The organism is Paenibacillus gansuensis (genome assembly GCF_042684925.1).
In the GTDB taxonomy this organism is placed as follows: domain Bacteria; phylum Bacillota; class Bacilli; order Paenibacillales; family DY6; genus Paenibacillus_N; species Paenibacillus_N gansuensis.
Window position 1 is genome coordinate 59,802 of record NZ_JBHUME010000005.1, and the last position, 23,268, is coordinate 83,069.

Genomic DNA, 23,268 nt, shown 5'->3' on the forward strand with positions numbered 1-23,268 from the left:
TGATATGTATCCAAAATTGTTGGTTAGCCGAATAGGTAACGCGCACTGAAACCCCTACAATATACATACGATATGAATTTGCAAGGAAGATTGGAATGAAACAGCAGCCGGCCGTTGCGAAACAGGCTTGAATCTTGTGATTAAAAGCTCAGTTCATTAAGCTAACGGGAACGTTAGTTCAATAAAGGAAACTGACGAGGCTGCCACGAATATGTATGGCAGCCTCGTTAAGCTAAAGGAATAAAGTGGAATTTATTATGTGGATTTTAGGCTATGCTAATTCATAAGATAAATCATGAATTGTCCTTAAGATTATTCTATATAGATGACGCCGAAGAGTTATTTAATTTGATTATTGCTTCAAAGAGAGAATGGCCCGGTTGGCTTGATTAAGAGTTGAGAATACCGTCGAAGCCATAAAGTGCGGGCTGGCTCGTCCGGTCGCCATTGTGTAAGAGTAGGGGGCATTCATGTTTGGTTTCGCTAAACATAGTAGGACTGACTGAGTAACGCAACAAGGATTTTCCTTTTATTGGAAAGTCCTTGTTTGTTGTCGATTGACAAAAATATAGTACCTTAACCTTGTTCCGCTTCCATGTTCATGCAGTTAATGGCCCACAGATGGCCGTCCAAGTCTACGAATCCCCAATGATACATAAACCCATGATCTTCAGGTTCAGCATGCAATTTCCCGCCCATGGAGACCGCGGTATTCACGATTTCATCGACCTTTTCGCGGCTCTCGAACGCCAAAGCGATCGTCATCTGCGCATACTTGCTCGTATCCACGGATTCCTTCTCCGTGAGCGTAGTAAAGAATGCTTGATTGATCAGCATGACCTGCAGGTTGTCGCCGATCACGATGGCTGTCGAATTCTCGTTCTCGGGGAATTGCGGGTTGAGCTCAAATCCGAGTCCGGTGAAGAACGCTTTCGATTGTTCTACGTTTTTTACAGGCAGGTTGAAACTCGTGAATGAGGACGTTAATGCCATTTTCAAAACACCTCTTTGTCAAATTATGACTTCGTATATATAGACGACAGCCGATCCGGGAATTCATCGGTCAACGGTAAGGAAATAGCAGGGACTTACTTTTTGTTTATTTGGCCCGGTCTGTATGGATGGTCCTGCCTTCATAATACATTTTGGATGGTACCGGCTCATTCTCTTTAGCTGACAGGGAAGCTGCGGCCAGCTTATACACGGCCGTTTTACTTCCTAAAGAAGACACATACCGCTCCAGATGGCTTTTTGCAAGAGGACGGTCATAATAACCTGGCACATATTTATCCAGCATGGCCTGCATGGCATCTGTAGCCTCGTTACTATCGTTTACCAGGGTTATAGTTCCTTCAATAATAACGCTCATATAGGCGGTATCCGTGTTGGCAGGTACCACGTCCGTGATCGTCCCGTAATCTTCGCCGACTGTAAAGCATCCCAAGGGGTTATGCTCAATATATGAGATTTTGCGGCCTTCTTGGGCGCCGTGAAAGTAGATGGCATCGTTCAACCAAACGAAGTTTAGCGGGATTACGTAAGGAACTCCTTCAGATGATAATCCCAGAAAACCGGTCTGGGCCCGTGCAAGGAAGTTCTGAATTTTTGCTGTATCGGTAGCTGTGCGTCTCTGTACTCGGATAGGGAACATGATAGAATCACCTTCATAATATTATTTTGATTTTTTATTTTTCAACTTGAATGAACTCTGATGTATGCAGCATATTGGGTGTCGGGGAACAAGAACATTATCTCATGAAAGGACGCGAAAATCGCGGCTTTTTGCATTTATGGGATAAAGTTCTTGTTAAAACCAAATGACAAGAACTTTATCTCATTTCCGAAATTGACAAGAACTTGATCTCATTCCCGACAGAACATACAATGTTACTAATAAGAACGGCAGAAATGGTGGTATGAGCATGAGTCACTACTTTGTTGGGGTCAAAACCATGAAGCGACTCCTTGTGCAAAATGGTCAAATCCTCGATAATCTACATTGGTGGTGTATAAGTAATGGATAACTCAAATCAGAGGATAGAGATCGCTACATTTGCAGGAGGCTGTTTCTGGTGCATGGTGCAGCCGTTCGACAAACTTCCCGGGATTGATTCTGTCGTTTCCGGGTATACAGGTGGCCATACCATAAATCCGACCTACGAAGAAGTCGGTACGGAAACGACAGGTCATGTCGAAGCTGTTCAAATTACATTTCAGCCGGAGTTGTTTCCTTATGAGCGACTCCTTGACATCTATTGGCAGCTAATTGATCCCACTGATCGTGGCGGGCAATTCGGGGACCGTGGCTCATCATACCGAACTGCGATATTTGTACATAATGAGGAACAGCGCAAGAAGGCAGAATCCTCTAAGCAAGCGTTGCAGAAGAGCAAACGATTCAAGAAGCCTATTTTGACCGAGATCGTACCCGCGGTGCAATTCTTTCCTGCAGAGGATGAGCATCAGGATTATTACAATACGCACCGAAGATCCTACAATTTGTATCATGACGGCAGCGGACGAAAAGAATTCTTCGAACGAAGTTGGAATACGAAGAAAGACAAGGATCAACTGCGTCAGCAGTTAACGGAGCTTCAATATAACGTTACACAGAATAGGGAGACAGAACCTGCGTTTCAGAACACATATTGGAATAACGAACGGGAGGGGCTTTATGTCGATGTCATAAACGGCGATCCGTTGTTCAGCTCCAGGGACAAGTACGATGCGGGAACCGGCTGGCCAACTTTCTCAAAGCCCATCGAAGAGGGCTGGATTCGGAAAGAAGCCGACTTAAGCAACGGTCAGGTGCGAACGGCGCTGTGCAGTCGAATATCCAAATCGCATTTGGGTCACTTAGTCCAAGATCGTAACCAACCTCAATACCGCATCAATTCCGCTTCTTTACGCTTTATTCCGGTAGAACAATTGAAGACGGAAGGGTACGGCCGCTATATGCCCTTTTTTGCATAATGGAGCGTCAACTTCGTGCTTATTCGCAGGATCTCACCAATGGATATTTCATTCTTTGGACAGAAAAGGCTTGGTACCGTCAAATTCGGCAACTGAAAGGCATGCGGGAACAGAAGGGGCGAGGTTTCGCTCCTTTTTTTGTTGTTCTGCTGCACGCTGCTCCACATACCTCCGGAAGCTTTCACTCCCATTTCTCGACGGGTCGTTGCCCTTTCATTCCTTCGTCACGCCTGTCCAGAGGGTGGAGGCCGGTATTTAACTCCTCGTTCCACCATTACACAATAACCTATTGTAACACTCTTCGTCGTTGATTAGATTCCATACATGAGTTATATGACCCGGTAAGCAGGAATAAGACGAATGCAGTTGATGGACGTTAATTTTTTGGCGGATTAGATCAGGGAATTCACGGTAATACCGATTTGCCCGACCTAAACCGTAACATTTGTTACTTTATGGTGACTATGTAACAAATAAGTGGGTACTGTTGATTGCAGAAGATTTGGATTATGCTATACGCACGGATGAGGAAAGGATGATGTGAAGTGAAAACCGATACAAATTATAACGTTAATTTTTTTGACATTGTTAGAGGAAGGCGATCTGTGCGGGAATATGACTCTGCTTACAAGATGACAAAGGAAGAAGTAGAGGAAATCATTCAAGACACTTTAATTGCGCCATCTGCAGGCAATCTTCAACCAACACGATATATGATCATTCATGATGAAGAATCCAAAAACCGTTTATACCCTATTGCAAATCATCAAGCCCAAGTGAAATCTGCCTCTGTTGTCATTGCCATACTAGGTGATCTGGAAGGTCATACGAAAGCTGAAGTAATATATGGGGAAGCAGCAGAGAAAGGGTATATGACACATGAGGTAAAAAATACTATTGTCAAAAATTATTCCGCATTGTTTTCACGGTTGAGTAACGAGAATTTGAGAGAGCTTGTTACTTTTGATGCCGGTCTCGCGACGATGCAGCTTATGTTAGCGGCAAGGGCCAGAAATTATGAGACCAATCCCATGAGCGGTTTTGATAAAGAAAGATTCAGCAAGGAATTTGGAGTTGAAGACCGTTATGTGGTTATGGCACTAGTAACCATAGGCAAAGGGGTTAAACCCGGTCATCAAACAACCCGTCTACCGGTAGAACAGGTAACTTTTTGGTATAAATAATCTCTCAGTGGGAAATTTCAACATGTCTGCATTAGGTACCATCTTCCGAGTAAGGAGACTTTAGGAGAAGCGCTAATCACCAGATATCATCGGGAACTCGTTGATACTGTCGCTCAAATTGACACTGAGACGCAGAACAATTTGGAGAAAATAAGAAGATATATTATAATTTTCAGTATCCCTGTCGATATGTACTGCACCTGCATGATCGTGATGCTTACTTCGGACTTGAATACCTTAACGGAAAAGGTGGATGAGAAGCTGGCTGAATTCTTCGACGCCAACTTGGCATGGTTTCCTTATATAAAAAGATATCCATCCGACCTGCATTTATTAAGACTAGTAAGTGTTGCACTTCGTTAGTAACAGATTTCTTGTCTATTAAAGATGATATTAAAATATCAAGCATTATAAACGTAGAATGGAACTGTTTGATAATCTAAGATTCTATTAAAAGACTCACATGTTAAAAAAATTGTTTTGCTCGGAAATGATATGCCCGGACTATCTGTAAGTGTAGCGCGCATCGCAATATTGATTCAAAAAGCGGTATAAGAAAAGGTCCGTAAAAAGCCTTGATCATCACTGATCGAGGCTTTTTTTGTCCGGAGTAAAAATCATCTGTGCATAATTATTCTCATCCCCACCTTCTCAGGATTTTTGGCGCCACTCATTTTTCAACAACTACGGATGATGGCGGCATGGATACAATCACTTTCGATGCAGTACAAGCAAGATATGTGAAGATATTATGTACGGCACGCGGGACACCTTGGGGAAGTTCTTTCTGGGAGATTGGCGTTTTTAACGAGAACTAACTGCCTCAAACTACAGCCATGTCTAAGGATATGGCTGTTTTTTAATAATCGGGGACTATATAGGAGATAACATAAATGAAGGGAATTATACTAGCACATGGGCAGGCTCCAGATTATTTTCATTAACAAAGGTGACAAATAAACATTTTTATCGATCGGAAAATAACCTGGAAGGGGAATTCCCGTCAAATTTTTGCAATTTCGGGCAAGGTAATTTAAAGATAAAATGGAAAATTGAAACAGATTTATATTCTTGACTGATCGTTCTTTATATGCTAAATTTACTTTGAAAGGAGGGAGCAACAGTTGGCCAGAACAAAGGAATTCGATGAAGATGCAGTTCTGCTTAAAGCCATGCACTTATTCTGGGAACAAGGCTATGAGAAAACATCTATCCAGGATCTGGTTTCCCATTTAGGAATTCATAAAGGGAGTCTGTATGATACCTATGGTGATAAACATACCCTATATATCAAAGCTTTGAAACGCTATATTGAATCGTTTGAGCAAAAGGTTATCCGCCCGGTTAAAAGGCATATGGCTGATACTGGTTCTGCCAAGGAAGCAATCCGTATGATGCTTGAAATGGCAGTTCTACTGAACGAAGAGATCCCTGTCGGCTGCTTTGCTGTAAATACCGCGGTCGAGTTGGCTAAACATGATTCTGAGTGTAGAGAATATGTGCTTCTGAGCTGGTCCCGGGTAGAACAGCTATTACACGAATTAATTGTGGAAGGCCAGCAATCGGGAGAACTTTCCATGTCACTAAACGTTGAATGGTTATCTCATTATTTTAACAATGCAATAATTGGACTTCGCGTTATGGCTAAGGGTATAACGGACAGAGAAAAGTTTAACCAAATTATTGAGATGAATATGTCAGTATTGGAATAATCGGATGAGTCAATATAGGAAAACATGATTGAAATTGATTCATCCTTCTACTTTGTTCCAAAATTTTGGCGTTTTTGTAGTTCAGCAGAATCAAATTTTATTCATTTTTGAACGATCGTTCAAAAATAGGGAACGAATGTTCTGTTTCCGGTATAGCGGGAGTAAATAATGATATTTTAATCAAAATATTAAAAGGAGAGTTGTAATAATGGTTAAAATGGAAAAACAATTGTACAAAGCTACGGTAACAGTTGAAGGCGCAAGAGAAGGTAGAGCAGTTTCGAGCGACGGTAACCTTAACGTTAACTTGGGATACCCGAAAGAACTAGGCGGTAACGGCACTGGAACAAATCCGGAGCAATTGTTCGCTGCAGGTTTTGCTGCATGTTTTGAAGGTGCAATGGGTACAGTGATGAGACAAAAAGGTATTAAATCAGAAGGAGTAACAATCGTTTCTAACTGTGCGCTTGGTAAAGATGCAAACGACGGTTACGTACTAGCTCTTACTTTGGACATCACAATCAAAGGCGTTGAAGTAAGCGTTGCTAAAGAAGTTGTAGCAGAAGCTCACAAAGTTTGCCCTTATGCTAAAGCAACTCATGGCAACATCGAAGTAATCTCGAACGTTATTGGCTAATTAGCCAGTCTTTTGAATTATTTTGAATCTTAGTTTTAAACATAAAATATACCGAGTAATTGTTCGCTTTCAGGTTTTGCTGCATGTTTTGAAGGTGCAATGGGTACTGTAATGAGACAAAATTATAGCAATCTCAAAATCTAACATGAAAAAAAATTAAGGAGCGATACAAATGCAAACAAATCTTTTCGATACTATTTTTGATCAAATGGGCCACGTTAGAAGTCAAACACTAGAATTGGTGGAGGGCGTAACAGAGGAGCTCGCAGATCGTATTCCTGAAGGGTTCCGCAATAATATCCGTTGGCAACTCGGTCACGTCTATCTCGCTACGGAAGCATTTTCATTGATGCAATTGAATCTTCCGTTACAATTACCGGAAGGCTTTATGGAGCGGTATGCTTACTCTACGACCCCGCAGGATGAGGCCGCAAAATCGTTCCCTGTGTTGACGATACCGGAGCTGGTGAGCATGCTGAAAGAACAGCCGGATAGAATTCGCGAGACGTTTCCAATTAGCCGCTTGAACGAAAGTGTATCTCCCCTTACAACGTCAACAGGACTTGATCTGCTTACACCAGAGCAGTCGATCCGTTATTGCCTGTATCATGAAGGATTGCATTTCGGGACCATCAACGCTTACAAAAAAATCTTGTCCCGTTAAAACCTATCCAGGTATACCTAGATAACGTCGACGGACTATTTATAAACTGAAAATATTCAATTTTTCGTTATACCTGAACTGTAACCCGAAAGGTCAGACACTTTGAAAAGTGCCCATCTTTCGGGTTTTTACGTTTTAATCATAATAACAACTACTAATGAGGTCCTTGAATAACTCTTCCCACGAAGCAGACGGTATTGTCGGTGTGGGTGTCTATAGTTTGACAAACAACGACAATCGTTTCATTTATTGTTGTCGTTGTTTCAATTATTGGCGAAGCTTTTACGGCGCATACTGCCTACAACGTACATAAGGATTGGGATCCCTATCATGACGATAGGAAATATATAAGGAACCCACAGTTTCTGGGCATAATCTTCAGAAACCAGTGCGATGTTAGGAGGGAGCACTGAAGCGACAAATATAATAGCGGCAAAATACCAGATGACTTTTTTCCAGTTCTTAATGCCAAGCCATTGGGCTGTTCCATATGAGCAAATAAACATATAGAGGGAGAGCTTTAAATATACGGCTAACACCCAAACGAGGATGACCCAAATATCCATATTTTCAATAAATTCTAATACTGAAATAAACCGCACAGCAAAAAAATAAGGATACAAAAAATTTGCCGGATAATATGGTCCGTAGATCATTATCACTAAAGTGACAGCAAGCGTAACTGTAATCGTTGTCGTAACGATGATCAGAAATAGATCAATGGTAGATTTTTTCTTTGAAACTAAGAACGGCATCAGCATAAAAATAAAATAAGTCTCCCCTAAAAAGGAGGCATAGGTAACCGAACCTTTTACAATCGAAGGTATCCCCGTATCTGCAAAGACGGGGAGAATGAAGTTCGGCTGAATGTTATTGAAATTGAAGATGAAGGTAAAGGCAATAACAACAAGGAGTAACGGACAGGCAATTTCACCGAATCTTCCCATTGTAGACAGATTCCCGCGATAATTTATATACAGCATTAACATTAGAACGACGGCGATTAGTATATAAATCGGCGTTTGACGAAACAAAACCGTTTGCAGGAAATCGGCCGCATCGCGCAAAACGACTGCTGAAACAGAATACCAAGTTACGAAATAAAGCAGAGAAATACATTTGCCAAGCCATTTTCCAAAAATAATCTCGGTAAACTGAATTAAGGTTTTATCGGGATACCTCAAACTAATTCTAGCCATCAGGAAACCAACGCCAACTCCGATCAATCCGCCAACTAACATTGAAATCCAACTGTCTTGTCTGGCTGCTTTGAGTGCCGGGCTGATCGTAAGCCAAATGGTCATACACACTTCCAAAGCCGTCATTACGCAGAAAAATTGCCACCGGGTAAGTTTCATCGTCGTCTCCCTTTACATAATCCTAATGGCCAGTCTGATGCGGCCTGGGTCCATAAACGCCGATTCGTTTTAACCGGGTCTGCACTTTGACGGTCACATCGAGCTTATGAAAATGATCTTCCCAATTCTGCTTCAACTTTTTCCACTCCTGCGGGTATTCTCTGTGCAAGGTTTCCCCGAAACCGTAGATGTCAGTCCTAAACTGCTCCTGAATTTTCCGAACACAATCTTTAGTTACTGACTCAACATATTGATTCATGCGATTTTCAACCATCTTGAGATCATGTGAGCGGCTCAAGTCTAAGTCCGTATTATTTTCCCTGACACTTCCTACACCTTTCAAATGAACGGTGATTATCGGCTTGCCGTTCTTCATTTCAGAAGTAATTTTAGATTTTAAATTGGTTTCATAGACAGTTACGTAACCTTTCCCTTCCGGTATATATGATGTTAGAAAATGGATTTTCAAACGGTTAATGATCCATAAACTGACCATCGATTCTTCATTGTTTAATAACCCTACCATTTGCAGCTTCTTATTAAAGACAGCCAGGCGATCGATGTTGACGACTTTGTTTTGCTCTTCTTTGGACATCCCGCTTAAGCTAATCGCAGACATAACCGGACTCGTTCCTTGGGAGGAGTAATTAACAACCAAGTCGCGGGAAGCGACATCACCGATTTTGGCATATTTGTCCTGCATTACAATGGCATCGGCTGAAAAGGGATTAAACGGGCTCTCGATTTTTAACACCCGCTCGGGATCACTGCCTAAAACCACAAACAAACCGGTACGGAGAGAAAGCTCAGCATTTCTGGTGTACATATCGATAATTTGACTTAGTCCTTCCTTAGCCAGACGTTCGGATATAAACACACTTCTGCGATGACCGATAAATAAACGCCGAGGCAGTTTATTCTGAATAGACAAGCATGTATCCAACAGCGTATTCCCTTCCGCAGAAATGACGATATTACTGCGGTTGGACCCGCCTTCTTTGGACTGGGAGGCGATTTGCTTCGGAATGGCGATTTGAGCGCTCACTCGAAACTTTTTTTTCTCTCCCTTATCCAGTAAGGTCCCCATCCAAAAGGCATAGTTGTTAATTTCGGTACGATCCCAGCATCCGGGCAAAAGTAAAAGACTGCTGCACATAAATATTAATAGTATACATTTAGCTTTCATGACTGCTGCCTTCCATGGGGAGAACGCCACACCGTGTCTTTCAGGCGCTTGATATGCAGGGGAGCAATCGGTGTGAAGTAAGGTTCTCCGAAAGATTCCAATATACAGAGGTGCACTATAATGGCAATAATTCCGGCTGATATCCCGAAGAAGCCTAACGTACCCGATAGTGCCATTAAAGGGAAACGGAGCAGCCGGAACGGCAGACCCATGCTGTATCTAGGAATGGCAAACGATGCGATTCCTGTGCTTGCCACAATAATGACAATCGGTGCGGAAATAAAGCCGGCCTGTACCGCCGCCTCACCGATTACGAGCGCTCCGACAATGCTAACTGCAGAACCTATGGCCTTAGGTAACCGGAGTCCGGCTTCACGCAATCCTTCAAACATGATGTCCATCAAAAGCGTTTCGACCATCGTAGGGAAGGGGATTCCTTCTCTTGCCGAGGAAATGCTCATCATAAGGGCTACGGGTATCATTTGGGGGTGGAACGTCGTCAATGCTATGTAAAAGGAAGGCAGCAGAAGAGACATGGTAAATAATATGAGCCTAATAATTCTGACGGCTGATACATACATAAATTTTTCATAATGATCTTCTGGGGCCTGAAATCCGTTCCAAAAAGTCATAGGTGCAATTATTACGTTGGGGGACCCGTCAACCAGAATTGCCACTTTTCCTTCAAGTAAGCTCGCGGCTACCGTATCCGGCCTTTCTGTATTTTGTAATTGAGGAAAAGGGGAGTACGTGTGATCTTCCAGGATTTCTTCTATATAACCTGCATCCAGAATGGAGGCAGTATTTGCCCGCTTCAAACGATCTCGCACTGTCTGAAGTAAACTCGCAGCAGCAGTTCCCTCTAAATAAGCCAATACGATTGTAGTGTTCGTTACTGTTCCAAGTGTAAAGGTTTCCATCTTTAATAAGGAAGTCGTAAGTCTCCGGCGCAGCATGCTTGTATTGGTTTTCAGCGCTTCGGTAAAGGCTTCTCTAGGACCCCGAATCGAAGATTCATTTACAGGTTCAGTCACGGAACGCTTATCAAATTTGGTAAAGTCGGCAATCAGTACATAAGGGCGGTCTTTACCCAGCAAAATTGCCTTACCGGTTAAGATTCCTTCCGTCGCATCGGTAAAGCTCTCTGATTTCACTAGTTTAGCAGCGGGAAGAATACCGTTCTTGAAAGAATCCATCCCGTCTTGTTGAAGTAATGGCTGGATCACAAATTGTTCTAATGCATCGGTATTGGTTAGCCCGTCTATGTATACCAGTAATGTTTCCATCTGTTCTTCCGAAGGCAGTTTTCGAAATACAATATCAGAACAACTGGAGAACACTTTACGCAGTACATTTTCATTTTCCTGAAGATTAGGGCTAAGCTGATAACGTAGAAGTTCCCTTTGCTGTAATACATCCCCCATGGCATTCCTCTGCTCCTTATCTTGCCAAGTTTAAAAGTAGTATGCCGTAATCATGGTTTCTTATTCTTTGAAAGGGAGACTTCCTTATTGTTCATTGGTGGAACATAAAGACACAAAAAAGAGATCGACCAGAAAGATCTGGTGACCTCGAACTAAGAATGGGAATGATACTTATTATAAATTAAATTTCATAGTATTTGAAACCTAGAGCGGATAATTATAGACAATGAACCCACTGTGATACGCAACCTTGTCATAGAGTGTACGGGCGGTGACGTTGTCCTGATGAGTTTGCCAGTAGAGATCCGTAACGTTATTGGCGCGCGACTCTTGAGCCGCCCGTTCAATGAGTGCGCGTGCTACACCTAGCCCGCGAACTGTTTCGTCAACGTAGAGGTCTCGAAGGTAGCAGCAGCACTCGCCTTTTTCCAAAATTGTACGATGAAACAGGTAGTGCGTAATTCCGACCAAGTTACCTTGAACATACGCGACTAAACCGAATATACCATCCGAGGAAAGCAAGCGATCCCAAACCTCTTTTGTCTGGGGGGGAAGTTCAGGGTAATTTCATGCCCTATTTAAATTCACCAATTCAAGATATGTACTAGATACACATGTACATCATGTACTTTTAGGTCCTAGCAAGATCTTTCCCCAGCACTATTCTCTAATACTAGTATATCTATATATAATAGAACAATGCGGTTAAGACCTAGATATCTCGAGATTTGGCCGGGATATTTCTCAGAACCCGTAAACTGCGCGCCTTGATATATTCACGGTGTTGGGACTCTTCAAGCGTGGGCTTGCCCGGTACACAACAAAATTCATTCATCTTACGTTCCTATAATGCAATAACAGTGCGGGCAACGGAAACGTTACTTGAATAAATTAGCGGCAGTCTAATACTTTATTTACGGAAAAGTTACATGTTAATGCAATTTTTATCGACATCGATAATTTCATTTTTTGATTTATTAATACCGAGTATACTTTGGCTTCAATCCGACCCAAATTCGTTATGTAAAGCATTGAGGATCTGAACTGGGAAAACTGTTCAGCTAGTGTCAACGGTGTATGGACTAAATACAGTATATAACTACTGTTTCGTTGAAAAATAAATGAGTTTAGGATCCTGATTTCTTTCATCATACTTCAAGTTGCCAGAACGGAGGTAGTTCTTGTGTACCGATTTGTCAAATAAAATCACCTCATAGGATTCACAACAGAGGTTGGTATGCGAGTATTAACCAATATCCATTTATGATCGGTAATAATCGCTATGTCCGTAGTTACCATTAACCTTATGAGCAGTATAGGCATATGTTGATGTATCTTAATACCGAAAGGAATAAGAACATGCAATATTATGACCAATCTTTAACAAACACGTATTATCAAGCTGCCTTCGCAGGCCGCGGACCAGTTTTTGCATGGCCAAATGCAGGCATTTATCCTCCTTCTCTGAATTGGAACTACGGTTATCATCACCCTGTTACACAACCGGCTTGGGGACCGCATTATTTGCCCCGTTCGGAACATGAGCAAGGTCTTGAACAGCGACAGCGTCTTACGTTTGTTCTCATCCACGGTTCCTGGGCAGATGCGAGTTTTTGGGATGGGATCGCCGCCGAACTGCGCAGAATGGGCCATACCGTTCATGTCCCTGAATATCCCGGACACGGTGCTGATCCAAACAAGAATGTTACCCATGCAATGATCACGAAATCGGTCGCCGATTACATCACTTCGAGAAATTTACAAAACATCATTTTGGTCGGCCACAGCTTTGGAGGTACCATTATTCAAAAAGTATCCGAGATGATACCTGACCGGATCAAGAGGCTCGTATTCTACAACGCGTTTGTACTTAAAGATGGGCAAAGCGTTGCAGATGAGCTGCCAGCTCCGGCCAGGGAAGCTTTTGAACAATTAAGGAAAGGCTCAAGGGACGATACCATCATGCTGCCGTTTCCAGTGTTCCGGGAAACTTTCGCAAATCTGGCCAGCCTCGCAACAGCTCAGCAATTGTACAACCAAATTCCCCCCGAGCCTGCCAAACCTCTATTTGAAAAGCTGGATCTCAAAAAATTTTACAGCCTGGAGATTCCAAAGAGCTATCTATTCCTTACGGAAGATAACGTTTTGCCTCAAGGCGAAGGGTTCGGCTTTCACCCGCATATGTCCATTCGACTAGGCTTATTCCGGTTAATCAAAGAACGCGGGGACCATATATCCACAGCAAAGACGGAGCCTAAAAAGGTAGCCCAAAGAATTTTCCAAGCTGCCAGAGATTGAATTGGAACGATAACGAAGTACGATATATTACGAGGCTGCCGCGGATCGACCGGCAGCCTCTTTACGAATTTACTTATCGATTTCATGTACATAGTTGGCTTGAATTACAATCCCAATTAACATTGGGTAAAACGAACTTACCCGGGACAACCCCTGCTAGGCGGCGTTGCCCGTACCGTAGTCACCCTAGGCGAAGATGGGGTTATCCGTCATTTGATTGCGATTCATCAATTTACATACGGTAAATTCCGCAATTTCACGGAGCAGCATTACGAAGCAATTAGAACGGCCTTGTCAGTCGTTCCCTTGTTCGTGGAGAAGTCCGATATAGAGCGTGATCTCTGGCAGAAGTATGCCCTCATCAATGTGCTGTCCGGGTTGACGTCACTCTTCCAAGCGTCCGTCGGAGATATTCGGGACTCCTCTCAAGGTATGGATACGTTTAAGCAAGCTTTTCAGGAAACGTCGGAGGTCATCCGCCTTGCGGGCGGCAAGTTAAACGAAGGCTTCATCGAGAAGCAATTGTTGATGATTGAAAAGTGGCCCCGAGAAGCCACGTCCTCTACGTTCAGAGATCTCTCACTGGGACTGCCCACGGAGTTCGAGCATATCCAAGGCTATGGTGGAGCTAGCGCATCGGTACGGATGCAGCGTTCCCCTTCTAGAGATCATCCGCGAGAAGTTGGAGATTTATGAGAATCGCCGAATAGCCGCCTTATTATAGCTTAATAAAATGAAGTAACTATAAATAAGTGTGAAAAAAAGATTGACTTTTTAGCGCCAGTAATATATCTTGAACTTAAGATAATTAAATGTGAGATATTTCATTGATGGTAATCCGGATCCAATTCATTGAAGTATTCAAAGAAAGACGGTCGGTGGTAAAGTTCGTCCCCGTATTCCGATCTCTTATTAGAAATAAAAGTTAGACACAATAATCAGGAGGAGAATGAATGTGAATAGTCATCAACTAGGTGCTTTAATTTTAAGAGTCGTACTAGGAATAACCTTTTTAGTTCATGGAATAGTTAAATTCCAAGGGGGAATCGGTAATATCGCCGGTTGGTTCGAAACCATCGGCCTTTCCGGATTTATGGCCTATGCGGTTGCAGGGATCGAAATCGCAGGCGGTATAGCGCTTATTATTGGATTGGGAACACGAGTAGTTTCCGCTCTATTCGCCATCATGATGATCGGAGCGACTTTAAAAGTAAAGTTATCGGTTGGTTTTCTGGGGAACGGCCAATTGGCTGGATGGGAACTAGACCTTGCCTTCTTGGCTATCGCTATCTATTTAGTTTTAAACGGAAGCTATGCATTATCGTTAGATAAAGCTTTGGGCTTTTCAAAAAGAGACGATAGAGCGGCTTAATGGAAATCCGGCATGGCTGCGTTCGTTACTACACTAAATTTTAAGAACAGGAGTGTGTGAAATGGGTTTTCTAAGCAGAATTTTTGGACAACAAAATCAAGAACAGGAGCGTGTGAAAATGGAAAATGTAAAATTGGCTGTTATCTATTACAGTATGACTGGAACGAATTATCGTTTAGCTCAATGGGCGGCAGAGGGCGCTAGAGAACAGGGTGCGGAAGTGAGAGTTCTTAAAGTTCCGGAACTTGCTTCTGAAGCGGAAATCCTTGCCAACCCCGCTTGGAAAAAGCATGCTGACGAAGCGAAGCATATTCCAACGGTAACCTTGGACGATCTGGAATGGGCTGACGCGATCATTTTCAGCGTACCGACTCGTTTCGGTACCATGCCGGGACAATTGAAACAGTTCCTTGATACGACGGGAGGACTGTGGTTCCAAGGCAAGCTTGCGAATAAAGCTGTCAGCGCCATGACTACCGCTCAAAATGCTCACGGAGGCCAAGAGCAAACGATCCTTGGCATCTATACAACGATGTACCACTGGGGTGCCATTATTGCAGCTCCTGGCTATACAGATACATCGATCTTTACGGCCGGCGGAAATCCTTACGGAACGAGCGTATCCGTGCAAAATGGGGAAATGGTTGAAGACGTTCAGGCTGCGGTTAAGCACCAAGCCAAGCGTACAGTAACTGTAGCGGAATGGATTAAGGCGGGACAATCTAAATAAATTTGCTAATGTTTAAAAGACAAATTTTAGTTGCGATTCACATGGTGTCTTAATTGTTTAGAACATTTTAATGAAATTGTGGTGAAGTATGCTTCAATTTCCTATACTGGCTGGGCGTAAGCCCAGTCTTTTTTTTGAACACACGGTTATGAAATAAGTAACTGCCATGGTAGCTTCTGCGGCCTTCATAGAAAAAAGGTCACCAGAGGCTTGGGGAAGACCTCATCCCGATGTGGAACTTTACATTTCAGGGTGGTAAGAACGAGGAGCCTAGAGATACGTCGGCGGCGGCATAAACCGAATCATTCAGGCGTCAGGCCCTCGTTGATCTATGGAGATTATTATTCTGCTTAAGCGGTTGCCAGATTGTTAAACGAGACGGTTGTGTACTGGTAAATCTATGATTTGAGATGAAGGAAGCGCCCTCGTTATCCATGTTTCGCGGATGCGAGGGCGCTTTCGTTTGCACGCCTGTTTACTCCCAATCTATATTCTCATTCTTCAGCAGCTGCTGCAGGGCACGGATCGCTGTAACTACACGTTTCGGATTGCTAGAGTGCGGTAAGTACTGGTGAAGATGCGGTTCTACGGAAAGGTAACCGTGATATTCACGATCTTTTAAAGCAGTTAGCAGCTCGGGCAGCTGCCCGAGACCAGAGCCGGCAGGTACCCAGCTTACCTCAGTAGAATCCTTCACGTGAATGTAATCGACATATTCTTTCAGAAGGGGGTAAGCTTCCGTCATCGGCTGGCTGCCGGCACGGACGAAGTTGCCCGGGTCGAAGGCCATACGGAGTGACGGGGAAGCGCAGTGACGCAGCAATTCTAAGCACCGTTCCGGAGCAGAGCCGTACAAATTGCTGTCGTTTTCCAGTAGGAGTACCATCTTATGCTGTTCAGCCAGCTTGACGAGACTCTCCATTCTCCACAGCGACTCTGTACGGCATTCATCAAGATTCGCGCCTTCCGGAGGATGGAATGAAAAAATCCGGATGTAAGGCGTTTCCAGCGCATTCGCAGCGTTGATTGCGGTTTCTAAAGCTTCGAGCTGCGGCTGAAACTCGTCAGCCAGCGGGTACTTGCCGATCGGTGAACCGATCGACGATACGGCAAACCCGCGCTGACGCAGGGAATAACGAATTCGGTCCAACTCTTCAGGCGTTAATTCCAATACATTTTTACCCCATAACCCGCGCAGTTCCAGATGCTTGACGCCCTGAGCTTCAAGAACGTCCATTTGTTCGTCCAGATCATGAGAAATTTCGTCGGCAAAGCAGGTGATTTTAGGTATAGCTATCTGGGTCATTTGGTCATGTCTCCTTATCCATTTTTGCTAAAAGAAGTTGAGAAATCCTCTTCCGGGGACGTCTCTAGGATCGGTTTCTTGACATATTTCGAGCTCTGAATCAGCTCCTGCAGCTTAAACTCATAGGTATCAGTGTCTATCGGCACTTGGATTGGCTTGCCTTGGAAAGATGACAACATAATGCCGTTTGCCAACGTCAGCGAGCCTGTGCCCTCGATCCCTTCTGCAATCAGATCGATATTCTCCCCTTGAAGCCGGCGGACGAATAACTCCGTCACTGCCTTATGTCCAGAAGGCTGGGCTGGGTCGATTGTAATTTCCTCCGGGGTAATATCCCAGGTAACGAAGCGCTGCGTAGTTGTACGGGTGAATGCTTGCAGCGGCTCCGGATAGCGGTGGATCCAGATTTTCCCGTGCTCCATAATGACCTTCGCCTTGTCACCAACGATTTCGAGCCTGTTCGTACCCGGTAGTTCGGCGGTAGTGACGATGAGGTGGCCGATCATGCCGCTTTCGTGTTCAAAATACGCAGTGACCTCGTCCTCGACTTCTATATCATGATATTTGCCGATATGGGCATGCCCTGATATAAGCGAAGGCAGACCGAACAGCCATTGATAGACATCCAGGGTGTGCGGGCATTGGTTCGTCAGGATGCCTCCGCCTTCGCCGGCCCAAGTAGCCCGCCAATCGCCGCTGTCATAATACGTCTGGGAGCGGAACCATTGGGTGTGAATCCACGTCACTCTGGCAAGCGTACCGAGCTCGCCGCTTGAGACGATGTCCTTCAGTTTGCTGTAGAAAGGAAGCGTACGCTCCTGAAACATGATCCCGAATTGGAGGTTCGGGTATTGCAGTTTCGCGTTTTCAAAAGCCGTGATCATCCGATAGGCATCATTCAGATGCACGGCAATCGGTTTCTCACAGAGCACATGGATACCGCGCTTGAACGCATCGATGGCGATACGCGGATGCTCGTAATGCGGGACGGCAATGATGAGGAAATCGAGCCGGGTGTTCTCTAGCAGTTCCACATGGTTGGCATAGGCTGAAGTATTGTATTCAGCGGCTTTGCCCTCCGCGTTGGAGGTTACGATGTCACAGACGCCAACAAGCTCGACCTGATCCATTTCGCTCAAGTATTTCAGATGATGATTGCCGATTGCACCGAGCCCGACGACACCGACTTTGATTTTGTTTGACGACATAAGTATCCTCCTTATAAATGCAGAATGATTGACTACCCCTCAAGGGTAAAGGATAATGGATGTAATTTCCTTGAACTTTTGGCTAAATAAGTGGAGAAAAATGACCTAATCAGGAGATGCCTTTTATGCTGGAAACCTACATAGATGAGATTGACAAACATATTCGATTCGCCCATCAGGTGAAGCCTGTGTTCACTATGAATTTTCATCTGCATCAAGGCTGTGAGATCTATTTCCTCATTCGGGGGGACGTCAACTACTTTGTGGACAAATCAATCTATTCGCTGCAGTACGGCGATCTGATCATTACGAATGAGCATGAAATTCATAAGCCTGCATTCTCGACGGATGCGCTGTATGAGAGGATCACGATGGAGTTTACACCGGCACTGGCCCGGATGTTCCACACGGCGAACTTCCAGCCGTCGGCTTGCTTCTACAATCGGCCAAACGGACGAAAAAACCGGGTGAAGTTAACAAGTAAGGAAGTTACACAGATTACGGCTTTGTTTATGAAATATGACCGATTAATGAAGTCCCCGCATGAAGGGGATGCAATCCTCAAGCTGGGCTGTTTCATGGAAATATTAGTGTTAATTCATCGTGCGTTCAGCGATCAGAGAGTGACCGAGGGCGGGCAGGACTTGCCTCATAAGCTAGCTCCTGTGCTGGAGTATATTGAATCGAATCTGGAGGAGGACTTATCTCTGGTGAATTTGGAGCGAAAGTTTTTTCTTAATCGCTATTATCTGAACCGGCTGTTTAAGAGGCATACAGGAAGCACGATCCATGAGTATATTATTTACAAACGGATTGCTAGGGCAAAGCAGTTTTTGGCTAATGGATACAATGTAACGGAGGCTTGTCAGCGTTCTGGTTTTAATGATTATACTGGATTTCTAAGGATGTTTAAGAAGAAGGTAGGCATTCTGCCGAAGGATTACACGAAATTGACTTTAAGATAGTAACATTGCACCTTCATGCAAAGATAGAAACGAGGGAAAACATAACTGAACCCGAAAGATAGACACTTTAAAAAAAGTGCCCGTCTTTCGGGTTTTTCTGTTTTCAGCTGCAGGCAGCATACTACATTTACTCTTCTCAAATTTTGAAACATTAATTCTGTAGTCTAAGTGACTAAGTTACGGTTTAAGTTCCTTTTACTTGCTAATATGAAGTGGCACTACATTAAATCAAATAGCAAATAGGAGGCTTTATATAATGAAAAATGTCGGAGGTTTTGACAGAGCTTTTCGTATCGTTGCAGGGATTGTCCTATTGTCACTTTTCTTTGTTCTGCCTGGGTACTGGAAACTGCTTGGAACTATAGCATTCCCGTTACTGATTACGGGATTGACTCAGAAATGCGCAATCAACAAAATGCTTGGCCGAAACACATGTAAATTGTAATTATAGGACATAAAAACCCCATCTCTATTTTATTGAGATGGGGTTTGTCTTTATTTTTCTGTTATTTTCGTGACGAATATCCGGACACCCTAAGTGGCAAAATATGCGCGTGTCTCTTGCCGTGTTTGTTTCGGCAGTGTGCGGTCCAGCTCTTCGTTCAACCAACCCAGCGTACGTTCCCGCAGGAATTTGCGCATATGTTCTTCCGCTTCCAGCATAACCGAATTAATCGCACAAAAAGCCGGGCCTGTTTCGCATGGCGGACACTCTTGGTTTTGATACAAATAACCGTTCGCAATAATGTTCTTGCATTGAAATATAGGTTTCGGTCCTTCGACGGCTTCTACGACGTCCCAGAACGTAATCGCATCGGGAGAGCGTGACAACCGATATCCGCCTTTTACTCCGGGCACAGAGTTTACAATGCCTGCTTTGGATAGTTTACCGAAAATTTTGGAAAGGTATGTCTCGGACACACCCTGGAATGTAGAAAGTTCCTTAATTCCTATACTTGAATCGGGTGGACTATCAATTAAATAAACAAGGCAGTGCAGGGCATATTCTACACCGATACTATACTGCATGTTGTCACCCGCTCCTTTGCAAATTTGTTGTAGTTAATATTAAAAACAAAAAAAATCTTTTGTCAAACATACATTATATTCAGCTGGTAACCAGAAACCGCCAACACGAAATCGTTTGACATGAAGTTTAATTTACGTTAAATTAAAGACATTAATAATCGACGATTAATTCAGTCGTCAATATTCTAATTTATACGATGATTTTATCCCGATCGCCTTCCTGCGGGCAGGTGAAAAGGCTGTGCAGCAGGAGAAGCTAACTGATGAAGAGCAGCGGGTGCTTGACCGTTCCGCCTTAATGCGATGTTCAACTTTTTGGGGAACCGCAATTCTTAACCGGGACGATTGTCCTGAACAAAGCGTTTAAAGAAGCGGAAGAAGATGCAAAGCATTTAACTGACGTGCAGGCGAAGATTGTTTCATGAACAAAAAAGGCATACTAAAAATCAAATTAAAATAAGAAATTTGGAGGAGATCATCATGGAAGTTAGATTTAATTATCAACAGGCAAACCAGGATGCTTTTCGGGCGATGCTGAAGCTGGAGGATTATGTTAAAACAAGCGGATTGGATGCAACGCTGCTCGAGTTTATCAAAATCAGAGCGTCGCAAATCAACGGCTGTGCCTTCTGTTTAGACATGCATACGCGGGATCTGCGTAAGATGGGGGAAACCGAGCAGCGGATTTATTTGCTCAGCGCATGGCGTGAAGCTCCGTTCTATTCTGACAAAGAAAAAGCGGTGCTGGAACTGACGGAGGCAGTGGTTCGAATTTCCGAACAGGGAGTACCGCAGGATCTGTACGAACGGGTTCGGGCTCACTTTGATGAGAAGGAATATGTAAATCTTATTATGGCGGTTAATACGATTAATGCCTGGAATCGACTTGCAATTTCCACGGGGATGTTCCCTAAAGAGGACAAGTAAGAGGGTTACGATGGGTTAACCATTTCGCTAAGAAATAAAATATACATAACAAGGCTGCCGTATTGATACGGCAGCCTTGTTATGTTGGCCGGCTTAAAGAGAATCCGGCCCGTTTCCGTGTTCGATGCCATACCCAAGTTTCTTAAGAAGCCTAATCAGTTCGAGTTTCTCCTCATCTGTGATGTAGGACAAATTATCGCAAATCGTCTGAACATGCTTAGGAAAGATCTGATGAAAATAGCTGCGGCCTTCCTCTGTCAATGCCACATTCGTTTTGCGCCGGTCCCCTGGGATGGACAGCCGTTCTACGTACCCTTTTTTCTCCAATTTATCTACCACATAAGTGATGCTTCCGTTTGGAATGGAGAATGTATCACTTATTTTTTGAATGGGGTGCGGACCTCTATTGTAAAGAAACTCAAGAATTTGGAAGGTTTCCGTACTGAGGCCATAAGAGTCGATATCGCGTTTTAAACTCCCGAACAGTGCATTCGACATGTTTCTAATGACGCGTACCACTCTTAGATCTAGAGCTTGCCCCTCCGCATTGCGTTCTGCCATTGTTCAACCACCCTTATCTATATATCCTATACAAAGGATATTCTACTTCTGTAAGAACTTCAATGGTTAAGATCCAAGCCCTCTGACATATTTGAGAACTTTCCAACAAGAAAACATGCACATGGGCTGCTACATTATACAATTTATCTACTGGTAGGTAGACTCGGGGGGTGAAGTTGGGAGATATTTATGCGGATTCTCATACAATGATTGCTGTGTGGGAAAAATGGAAGTGCAATGACTAAACTTGTCAGGAGAGATATGCATGAGTTTATTTAAAAACCTATTTAAAAAGGAGATTACCGAAATGCCGACATCCAAAGTGAATTTAGCAGTGATCTATTACAGCTCCACTGGAACGAACTATCAATTGGCTCAATGGGCAGCAGAAGGCGGACGTCAAGCCGGAGCAGAGGTAAAAGTCTTCAAAGTTACGGAAACTGCGCCGCAAGCTGCCATTGACAGTAATCCCGCCTGGAAGGCGCATCTGGAAGAAACCAAAAGTGTCCCAACTGTATCTTTGGAGGATATCGAATGGGCGGATGCGATCATCTTCAGTATGCCTACCCGGTTTGGGAACCTTCCGGCTCAGATGAAGCAGTTCCTCGATACAACCGGCGGTCTTTGGTTCCAAGGCAAAACCGTAAATAAAGTCGTGAGCGCTATGACTTCCGCACAGAATCCTAACGCAGGACAGGAACAAACCATTCTTCAGCTGTACACATCGATGTACCACTGGGGTGCGATTGTAGCAGCTCCTGGATTTACGGATCCTTCGGTATTTGTTGCCGGCGGGAATCCATACGGGACAAGCGTAAGTGTGGATCAAAACGGAGCGATGAAGGAAGACGTGCAGGCAGCTGCTGAACATCAAGCAAAACGTACGGTAACGATTGCTAAAGCGGTGAAGAACGAAGCGGGACAATCCTAACATTCGAAAGGTGAACGGGGACTTGACTATTCAGGGGAAAGTAGTTGTGATCACGGGCGGCAGCAGCGGTCTTGGGAAAGCAATGGCGATTGAGTATGTGAAACGGGGAGCTAATGTCGTCATCAATGGACGCCGGGAAGAAGCGTTAGTTGAAGCGGCAAAGGAAATTGACGCCACAGGAAAACACGTTCGTTATCTTGCCGGTGACATTGCGGATCCTAACGTCGCACAGCGGCTAATTGAAGAAGGTATCGCTGCCTATGGCCGGATTGATACGCTGATTAACAATGCCGGCATCTTCATGTCCAAGCCGTTTACGGAGTATACGCAAGAAGATTTTACCCGATATTTATCCACGAATGTCGTCGGGTTCTTCCACGTTACCCAAAGCGCGGCGGCAGTGATGCTTCAACAAGGCAAAGGACATATCGTCAACATCACGACAAGCCTGGTCGATCAACCGTCTGTTGACGTTCCTTCTGTTCTTGCTTCCTTGACGAAGGGCGGACTGCAGGCTGCAACCAAATCGTTAGCCATTGAATATGCTTCCCGGGGTGTTCGAGTGAATGCCATTTCGCCAGGCGTCATTAAAACACCTATGCACCCTGTTGAAGCGCACGAGACGCTGGCTAAACTGCATCCTATGGGACGCATGGGTGAGGAACACGAAATCGTCGAAGCTGTCGTATACCTGGATTCAGCGAACTTTGTAACAGGTGAAATCCTTCATGTTGACGGTGGACAGAACGCCGGTCACTGACCATAAGCTGCCGGTGCTGGAGTATCGCAAACAGCTTGTCGAA

The 23,268-nt window shown here is 44.1% G+C and carries 23 protein-coding genes and 1 pseudogene; 14 read left to right on the top strand and 10 right to left on the bottom strand.

The window, feature by feature from the left end; all coding sequences use genetic code 11:
- Positions 1-576 precede the first annotated feature (576 nt).
- A complete protein-coding gene (locus tag ACFSUF_RS04240) occupies positions 577-993 on the bottom strand; it encodes a VOC family protein (protein ID WP_377600475.1) in 417 nt (138 codons plus the stop codon).
- 106 nt (positions 994-1,099) lie between these two features.
- Complete coding sequence (locus ACFSUF_RS04245) at positions 1,100-1,651, bottom strand: pyridoxamine 5'-phosphate oxidase family protein (RefSeq protein ID WP_377600477.1); 552 nt, start codon at positions 1,649-1,651, stop codon at positions 1,100-1,102.
- A 365-nt stretch (positions 1,652-2,016) separates the two neighbouring features.
- Between ACFSUF_RS04245 and msrA the strand changes: the two genes are divergently transcribed.
- From msrA to ACFSUF_RS04270, 5 genes are all read left to right on the top strand, one after another.
- The gene (gene msrA, locus ACFSUF_RS04250; protein ID WP_377600479.1) at positions 2,017-2,973 is read left to right on the top strand and encodes a peptide-methionine (S)-S-oxide reductase MsrA; all 957 of its coding nucleotides are present in this window, start codon (positions 2,017-2,019) and stop codon (positions 2,971-2,973) included.
- A 545-nt stretch (positions 2,974-3,518) separates the two neighbouring features.
- Positions 3,519-4,157, top strand: coding sequence for a nitroreductase family protein (locus ACFSUF_RS04255; RefSeq protein WP_377600480.1), 639 nt, complete (start codon positions 3,519-3,521; stop codon positions 4,155-4,157).
- A gap of 1,124 nt (positions 4,158-5,281) precedes the next feature.
- Positions 5,282-5,869, top strand: a complete 588-nt coding sequence (locus tag ACFSUF_RS04260) for a TetR/AcrR family transcriptional regulator (protein ID WP_377600481.1) — start codon at positions 5,282-5,284, stop codon at positions 5,867-5,869.
- A gap of 217 nt (positions 5,870-6,086) precedes the next feature.
- Entirely contained in the window at positions 6,087-6,506 is a 420-nt protein-coding gene (locus ACFSUF_RS04265; protein WP_377601720.1) for an organic hydroperoxide resistance protein, read from the top strand.
- Between the two features lie 172 nt (positions 6,507-6,678).
- Positions 6,679-7,170 (top strand): DinB family protein, encoded by a 492-nt coding sequence (locus ACFSUF_RS04270; protein WP_377600482.1) that lies wholly within the window; start codon positions 6,679-6,681, stop codon positions 7,168-7,170.
- A gap of 263 nt (positions 7,171-7,433) precedes the next feature.
- Here ACFSUF_RS04270 and ACFSUF_RS04275 read toward each other — a convergent pair whose 3' ends face one another.
- The 4 genes and pseudogenes from ACFSUF_RS04275 to ACFSUF_RS04290 form a co-directional block, all read right to left on the bottom strand.
- Entirely contained in the window at positions 7,434-8,528 is a 1,095-nt protein-coding gene (locus ACFSUF_RS04275; RefSeq protein WP_377600483.1) for a GerAB/ArcD/ProY family transporter, read from the bottom strand.
- 22 nt (positions 8,529-8,550) lie between these two features.
- Positions 8,551-9,714, bottom strand: a complete 1,164-nt coding sequence (locus tag ACFSUF_RS04280; RefSeq protein ID WP_377600486.1) for a Ger(x)C family spore germination protein — start codon at positions 9,712-9,714, stop codon at positions 8,551-8,553.
- Positions 9,711-11,138: a spore germination protein gene (locus ACFSUF_RS04285; protein WP_377600487.1), complete on the bottom strand. Its 1,428-nt coding sequence runs from the start codon at positions 11,136-11,138 to the stop codon at positions 9,711-9,713. The genes ACFSUF_RS04280 and ACFSUF_RS04285 overlap by 4 nt, the downstream gene beginning before the upstream one ends.
- 204 nt (positions 11,139-11,342) lie before the next feature.
- Positions 11,343-11,666, bottom strand: a pseudogene (locus ACFSUF_RS04290) (GNAT family N-acetyltransferase); the annotation flags it as partial.
- Between the two features lie 831 nt (positions 11,667-12,497).
- On the opposite strand from ACFSUF_RS04290, the gene ACFSUF_RS04295 reads away from it, so the two are divergent.
- The 4 genes from ACFSUF_RS04295 (at position 12,498) to wrbA (ACFSUF_RS04310) (ending at position 15,538) form a co-directional block, all read left to right on the top strand.
- Positions 12,498-13,436: an alpha/beta fold hydrolase gene (locus tag ACFSUF_RS04295; protein ID WP_377600489.1), complete on the top strand. Its 939-nt coding sequence runs from the start codon at positions 12,498-12,500 to the stop codon at positions 13,434-13,436.
- 213 nt (positions 13,437-13,649) lie between these two features.
- Positions 13,650-14,132: a ketopantoate reductase family protein gene (locus ACFSUF_RS04300; RefSeq protein WP_377600490.1), complete on the top strand. Its 483-nt coding sequence runs from the start codon at positions 13,650-13,652 to the stop codon at positions 14,130-14,132.
- A gap of 259 nt (positions 14,133-14,391) precedes the next feature.
- A complete protein-coding gene (locus ACFSUF_RS04305; protein WP_377600491.1) occupies positions 14,392-14,808 on the top strand; it encodes a DoxX family protein in 417 nt (138 codons plus the stop codon).
- Between the two features lie 118 nt (positions 14,809-14,926).
- Complete coding sequence (gene wrbA / locus ACFSUF_RS04310; RefSeq protein ID WP_377600493.1) at positions 14,927-15,538, top strand: NAD(P)H:quinone oxidoreductase; 612 nt, start codon at positions 14,927-14,929, stop codon at positions 15,536-15,538.
- Positions 15,539-16,013: 475 nt separating this feature from the next.
- Here the strand turns inward: wrbA (ACFSUF_RS04310) and ACFSUF_RS04315 are convergent, their stop codons facing one another.
- Positions 16,014-16,844, bottom strand: a complete 831-nt coding sequence (locus ACFSUF_RS04315; RefSeq protein ID WP_377600494.1) for a sugar phosphate isomerase/epimerase family protein — start codon at positions 16,842-16,844, stop codon at positions 16,014-16,016.
- A 14-nt stretch (positions 16,845-16,858) separates the two neighbouring features.
- Positions 16,859-18,052 carry a Gfo/Idh/MocA family protein gene (locus tag ACFSUF_RS04320; RefSeq protein WP_377600496.1) on the bottom strand — a complete coding sequence of 398 codons (1,194 nt, stop codon included), beginning with the start codon at positions 18,050-18,052 and terminating at the stop codon, positions 16,859-16,861.
- Positions 18,053-18,177: 125 nt separating this feature from the next.
- Between ACFSUF_RS04320 and ACFSUF_RS04325 the strand changes: the two genes are divergently transcribed.
- On the top strand, positions 18,178-19,017 hold the full coding sequence (locus ACFSUF_RS04325) for a helix-turn-helix domain-containing protein (protein WP_377600498.1): 840 nt from the start codon (positions 18,178-18,180) through the stop codon (positions 19,015-19,017).
- A gap of 256 nt (positions 19,018-19,273) precedes the next feature.
- The gene (locus tag ACFSUF_RS04330) at positions 19,274-19,462 is read left to right on the top strand and encodes a YgaP family membrane protein (RefSeq protein ID WP_377600500.1); all 189 of its coding nucleotides are present in this window, start codon (positions 19,274-19,276) and stop codon (positions 19,460-19,462) included.
- A gap of 89 nt (positions 19,463-19,551) precedes the next feature.
- Here ACFSUF_RS04330 and ACFSUF_RS04335 read toward each other — a convergent pair whose 3' ends face one another.
- Positions 19,552-20,046, bottom strand: coding sequence for an RrF2 family transcriptional regulator (locus tag ACFSUF_RS04335; protein WP_377600501.1), 495 nt, complete (start codon positions 20,044-20,046; stop codon positions 19,552-19,554).
- A gap of 480 nt (positions 20,047-20,526) precedes the next feature.
- Here ACFSUF_RS04335 and ACFSUF_RS04340 point away from each other — a divergent pair, with 480 nt between their 5' ends.
- Positions 20,527-20,973 carry a carboxymuconolactone decarboxylase family protein gene (locus ACFSUF_RS04340; protein ID WP_377600503.1) on the top strand — a complete coding sequence of 149 codons (447 nt, stop codon included), beginning with the start codon at positions 20,527-20,529 and terminating at the stop codon, positions 20,971-20,973.
- A 93-nt stretch (positions 20,974-21,066) separates the two neighbouring features.
- On the opposite strand, the gene ACFSUF_RS04345 is transcribed toward ACFSUF_RS04340, so the two are convergent.
- Entirely contained in the window at positions 21,067-21,534 is a 468-nt protein-coding gene (locus tag ACFSUF_RS04345) for a MarR family winged helix-turn-helix transcriptional regulator (RefSeq protein ID WP_377600505.1), read from the bottom strand.
- A 265-nt stretch (positions 21,535-21,799) separates the two neighbouring features.
- On the opposite strand from ACFSUF_RS04345, the gene wrbA (ACFSUF_RS04350) reads away from it, so the two are divergent.
- Both wrbA (ACFSUF_RS04350) and ACFSUF_RS04355 read left to right on the top strand, forming a co-directional pair.
- The gene (gene wrbA, locus ACFSUF_RS04350) at positions 21,800-22,465 is read left to right on the top strand and encodes an NAD(P)H:quinone oxidoreductase (protein WP_377600506.1); all 666 of its coding nucleotides are present in this window, start codon (positions 21,800-21,802) and stop codon (positions 22,463-22,465) included.
- A 22-nt stretch (positions 22,466-22,487) separates the two neighbouring features.
- Positions 22,488-23,225: an SDR family NAD(P)-dependent oxidoreductase gene (locus ACFSUF_RS04355; RefSeq protein WP_377600508.1), complete on the top strand. Its 738-nt coding sequence runs from the start codon at positions 22,488-22,490 to the stop codon at positions 23,223-23,225.
- Positions 23,226-23,268: the final 43 nt, after the last annotated feature.

Bases quoted from the DNA above. Each gene is read 5' to 3' on its own strand.
- ACFSUF_RS04240 (WP_377600475.1), bottom strand. From the start codon at position 993: ATGGCATTAACGTCCTCATTCACGAGTTTCAACCTGCCTGTAAAAAAC.
- ACFSUF_RS04245 (WP_377600477.1), bottom strand. From the start codon at position 1,651: ATGTTCCCTATCCGAGTACAGAGACGCACAGCTACCGATACAGCAAAA.
- msrA (WP_377600479.1), top strand. From the start codon at position 2,017: ATGGATAACTCAAATCAGAGGATAGAGATCGCTACATTTGCAGGAGGC.
- ACFSUF_RS04265 (WP_377601720.1), top strand. From the start codon at position 6,087: ATGGAAAAACAATTGTACAAAGCTACGGTAACAGTTGAAGGCGCAAGA.
- ACFSUF_RS04270 (WP_377600482.1), top strand. From the start codon at position 6,679: ATGCAAACAAATCTTTTCGATACTATTTTTGATCAAATGGGCCACGTT.
- ACFSUF_RS04275 (WP_377600483.1), bottom strand. From the start codon at position 8,528: ATGAAACTTACCCGGTGGCAATTTTTCTGCGTAATGACGGCTTTGGAA.
- ACFSUF_RS04280 (WP_377600486.1), bottom strand. From the start codon at position 9,714: ATGAAAGCTAAATGTATACTATTAATATTTATGTGCAGCAGTCTTTTA.
- ACFSUF_RS04285 (WP_377600487.1), bottom strand. From the start codon at position 11,138: ATGGGGGATGTATTACAGCAAAGGGAACTTCTACGTTATCAGCTTAGC.
- ACFSUF_RS04295 (WP_377600489.1), top strand. From the start codon at position 12,498: ATGCAATATTATGACCAATCTTTAACAAACACGTATTATCAAGCTGCC.
- wrbA (WP_377600493.1), top strand. From the start codon at position 14,927: ATGGAAAATGTAAAATTGGCTGTTATCTATTACAGTATGACTGGAACG.
- ACFSUF_RS04315 (WP_377600494.1), bottom strand. From the start codon at position 16,844: ATGACCCAGATAGCTATACCTAAAATCACCTGCTTTGCCGACGAAATT.
- ACFSUF_RS04320 (WP_377600496.1), bottom strand. From the start codon at position 18,052: ATGTCGTCAAACAAAATCAAAGTCGGTGTCGTCGGGCTCGGTGCAATC.
- ACFSUF_RS04325 (WP_377600498.1), top strand. From the start codon at position 18,178: ATGCTGGAAACCTACATAGATGAGATTGACAAACATATTCGATTCGCC.
- ACFSUF_RS04330 (WP_377600500.1), top strand. From the start codon at position 19,274: ATGAAAAATGTCGGAGGTTTTGACAGAGCTTTTCGTATCGTTGCAGGG.
- ACFSUF_RS04335 (WP_377600501.1), bottom strand. From the start codon at position 20,046: ATGCAGTATAGTATCGGTGTAGAATATGCCCTGCACTGCCTTGTTTAT.
- ACFSUF_RS04340 (WP_377600503.1), top strand. From the start codon at position 20,527: ATGGAAGTTAGATTTAATTATCAACAGGCAAACCAGGATGCTTTTCGG.
- ACFSUF_RS04345 (WP_377600505.1), bottom strand. From the start codon at position 21,534: ATGGCAGAACGCAATGCGGAGGGGCAAGCTCTAGATCTAAGAGTGGTA.
- wrbA (WP_377600506.1), top strand. From the start codon at position 21,800: ATGAGTTTATTTAAAAACCTATTTAAAAAGGAGATTACCGAAATGCCG.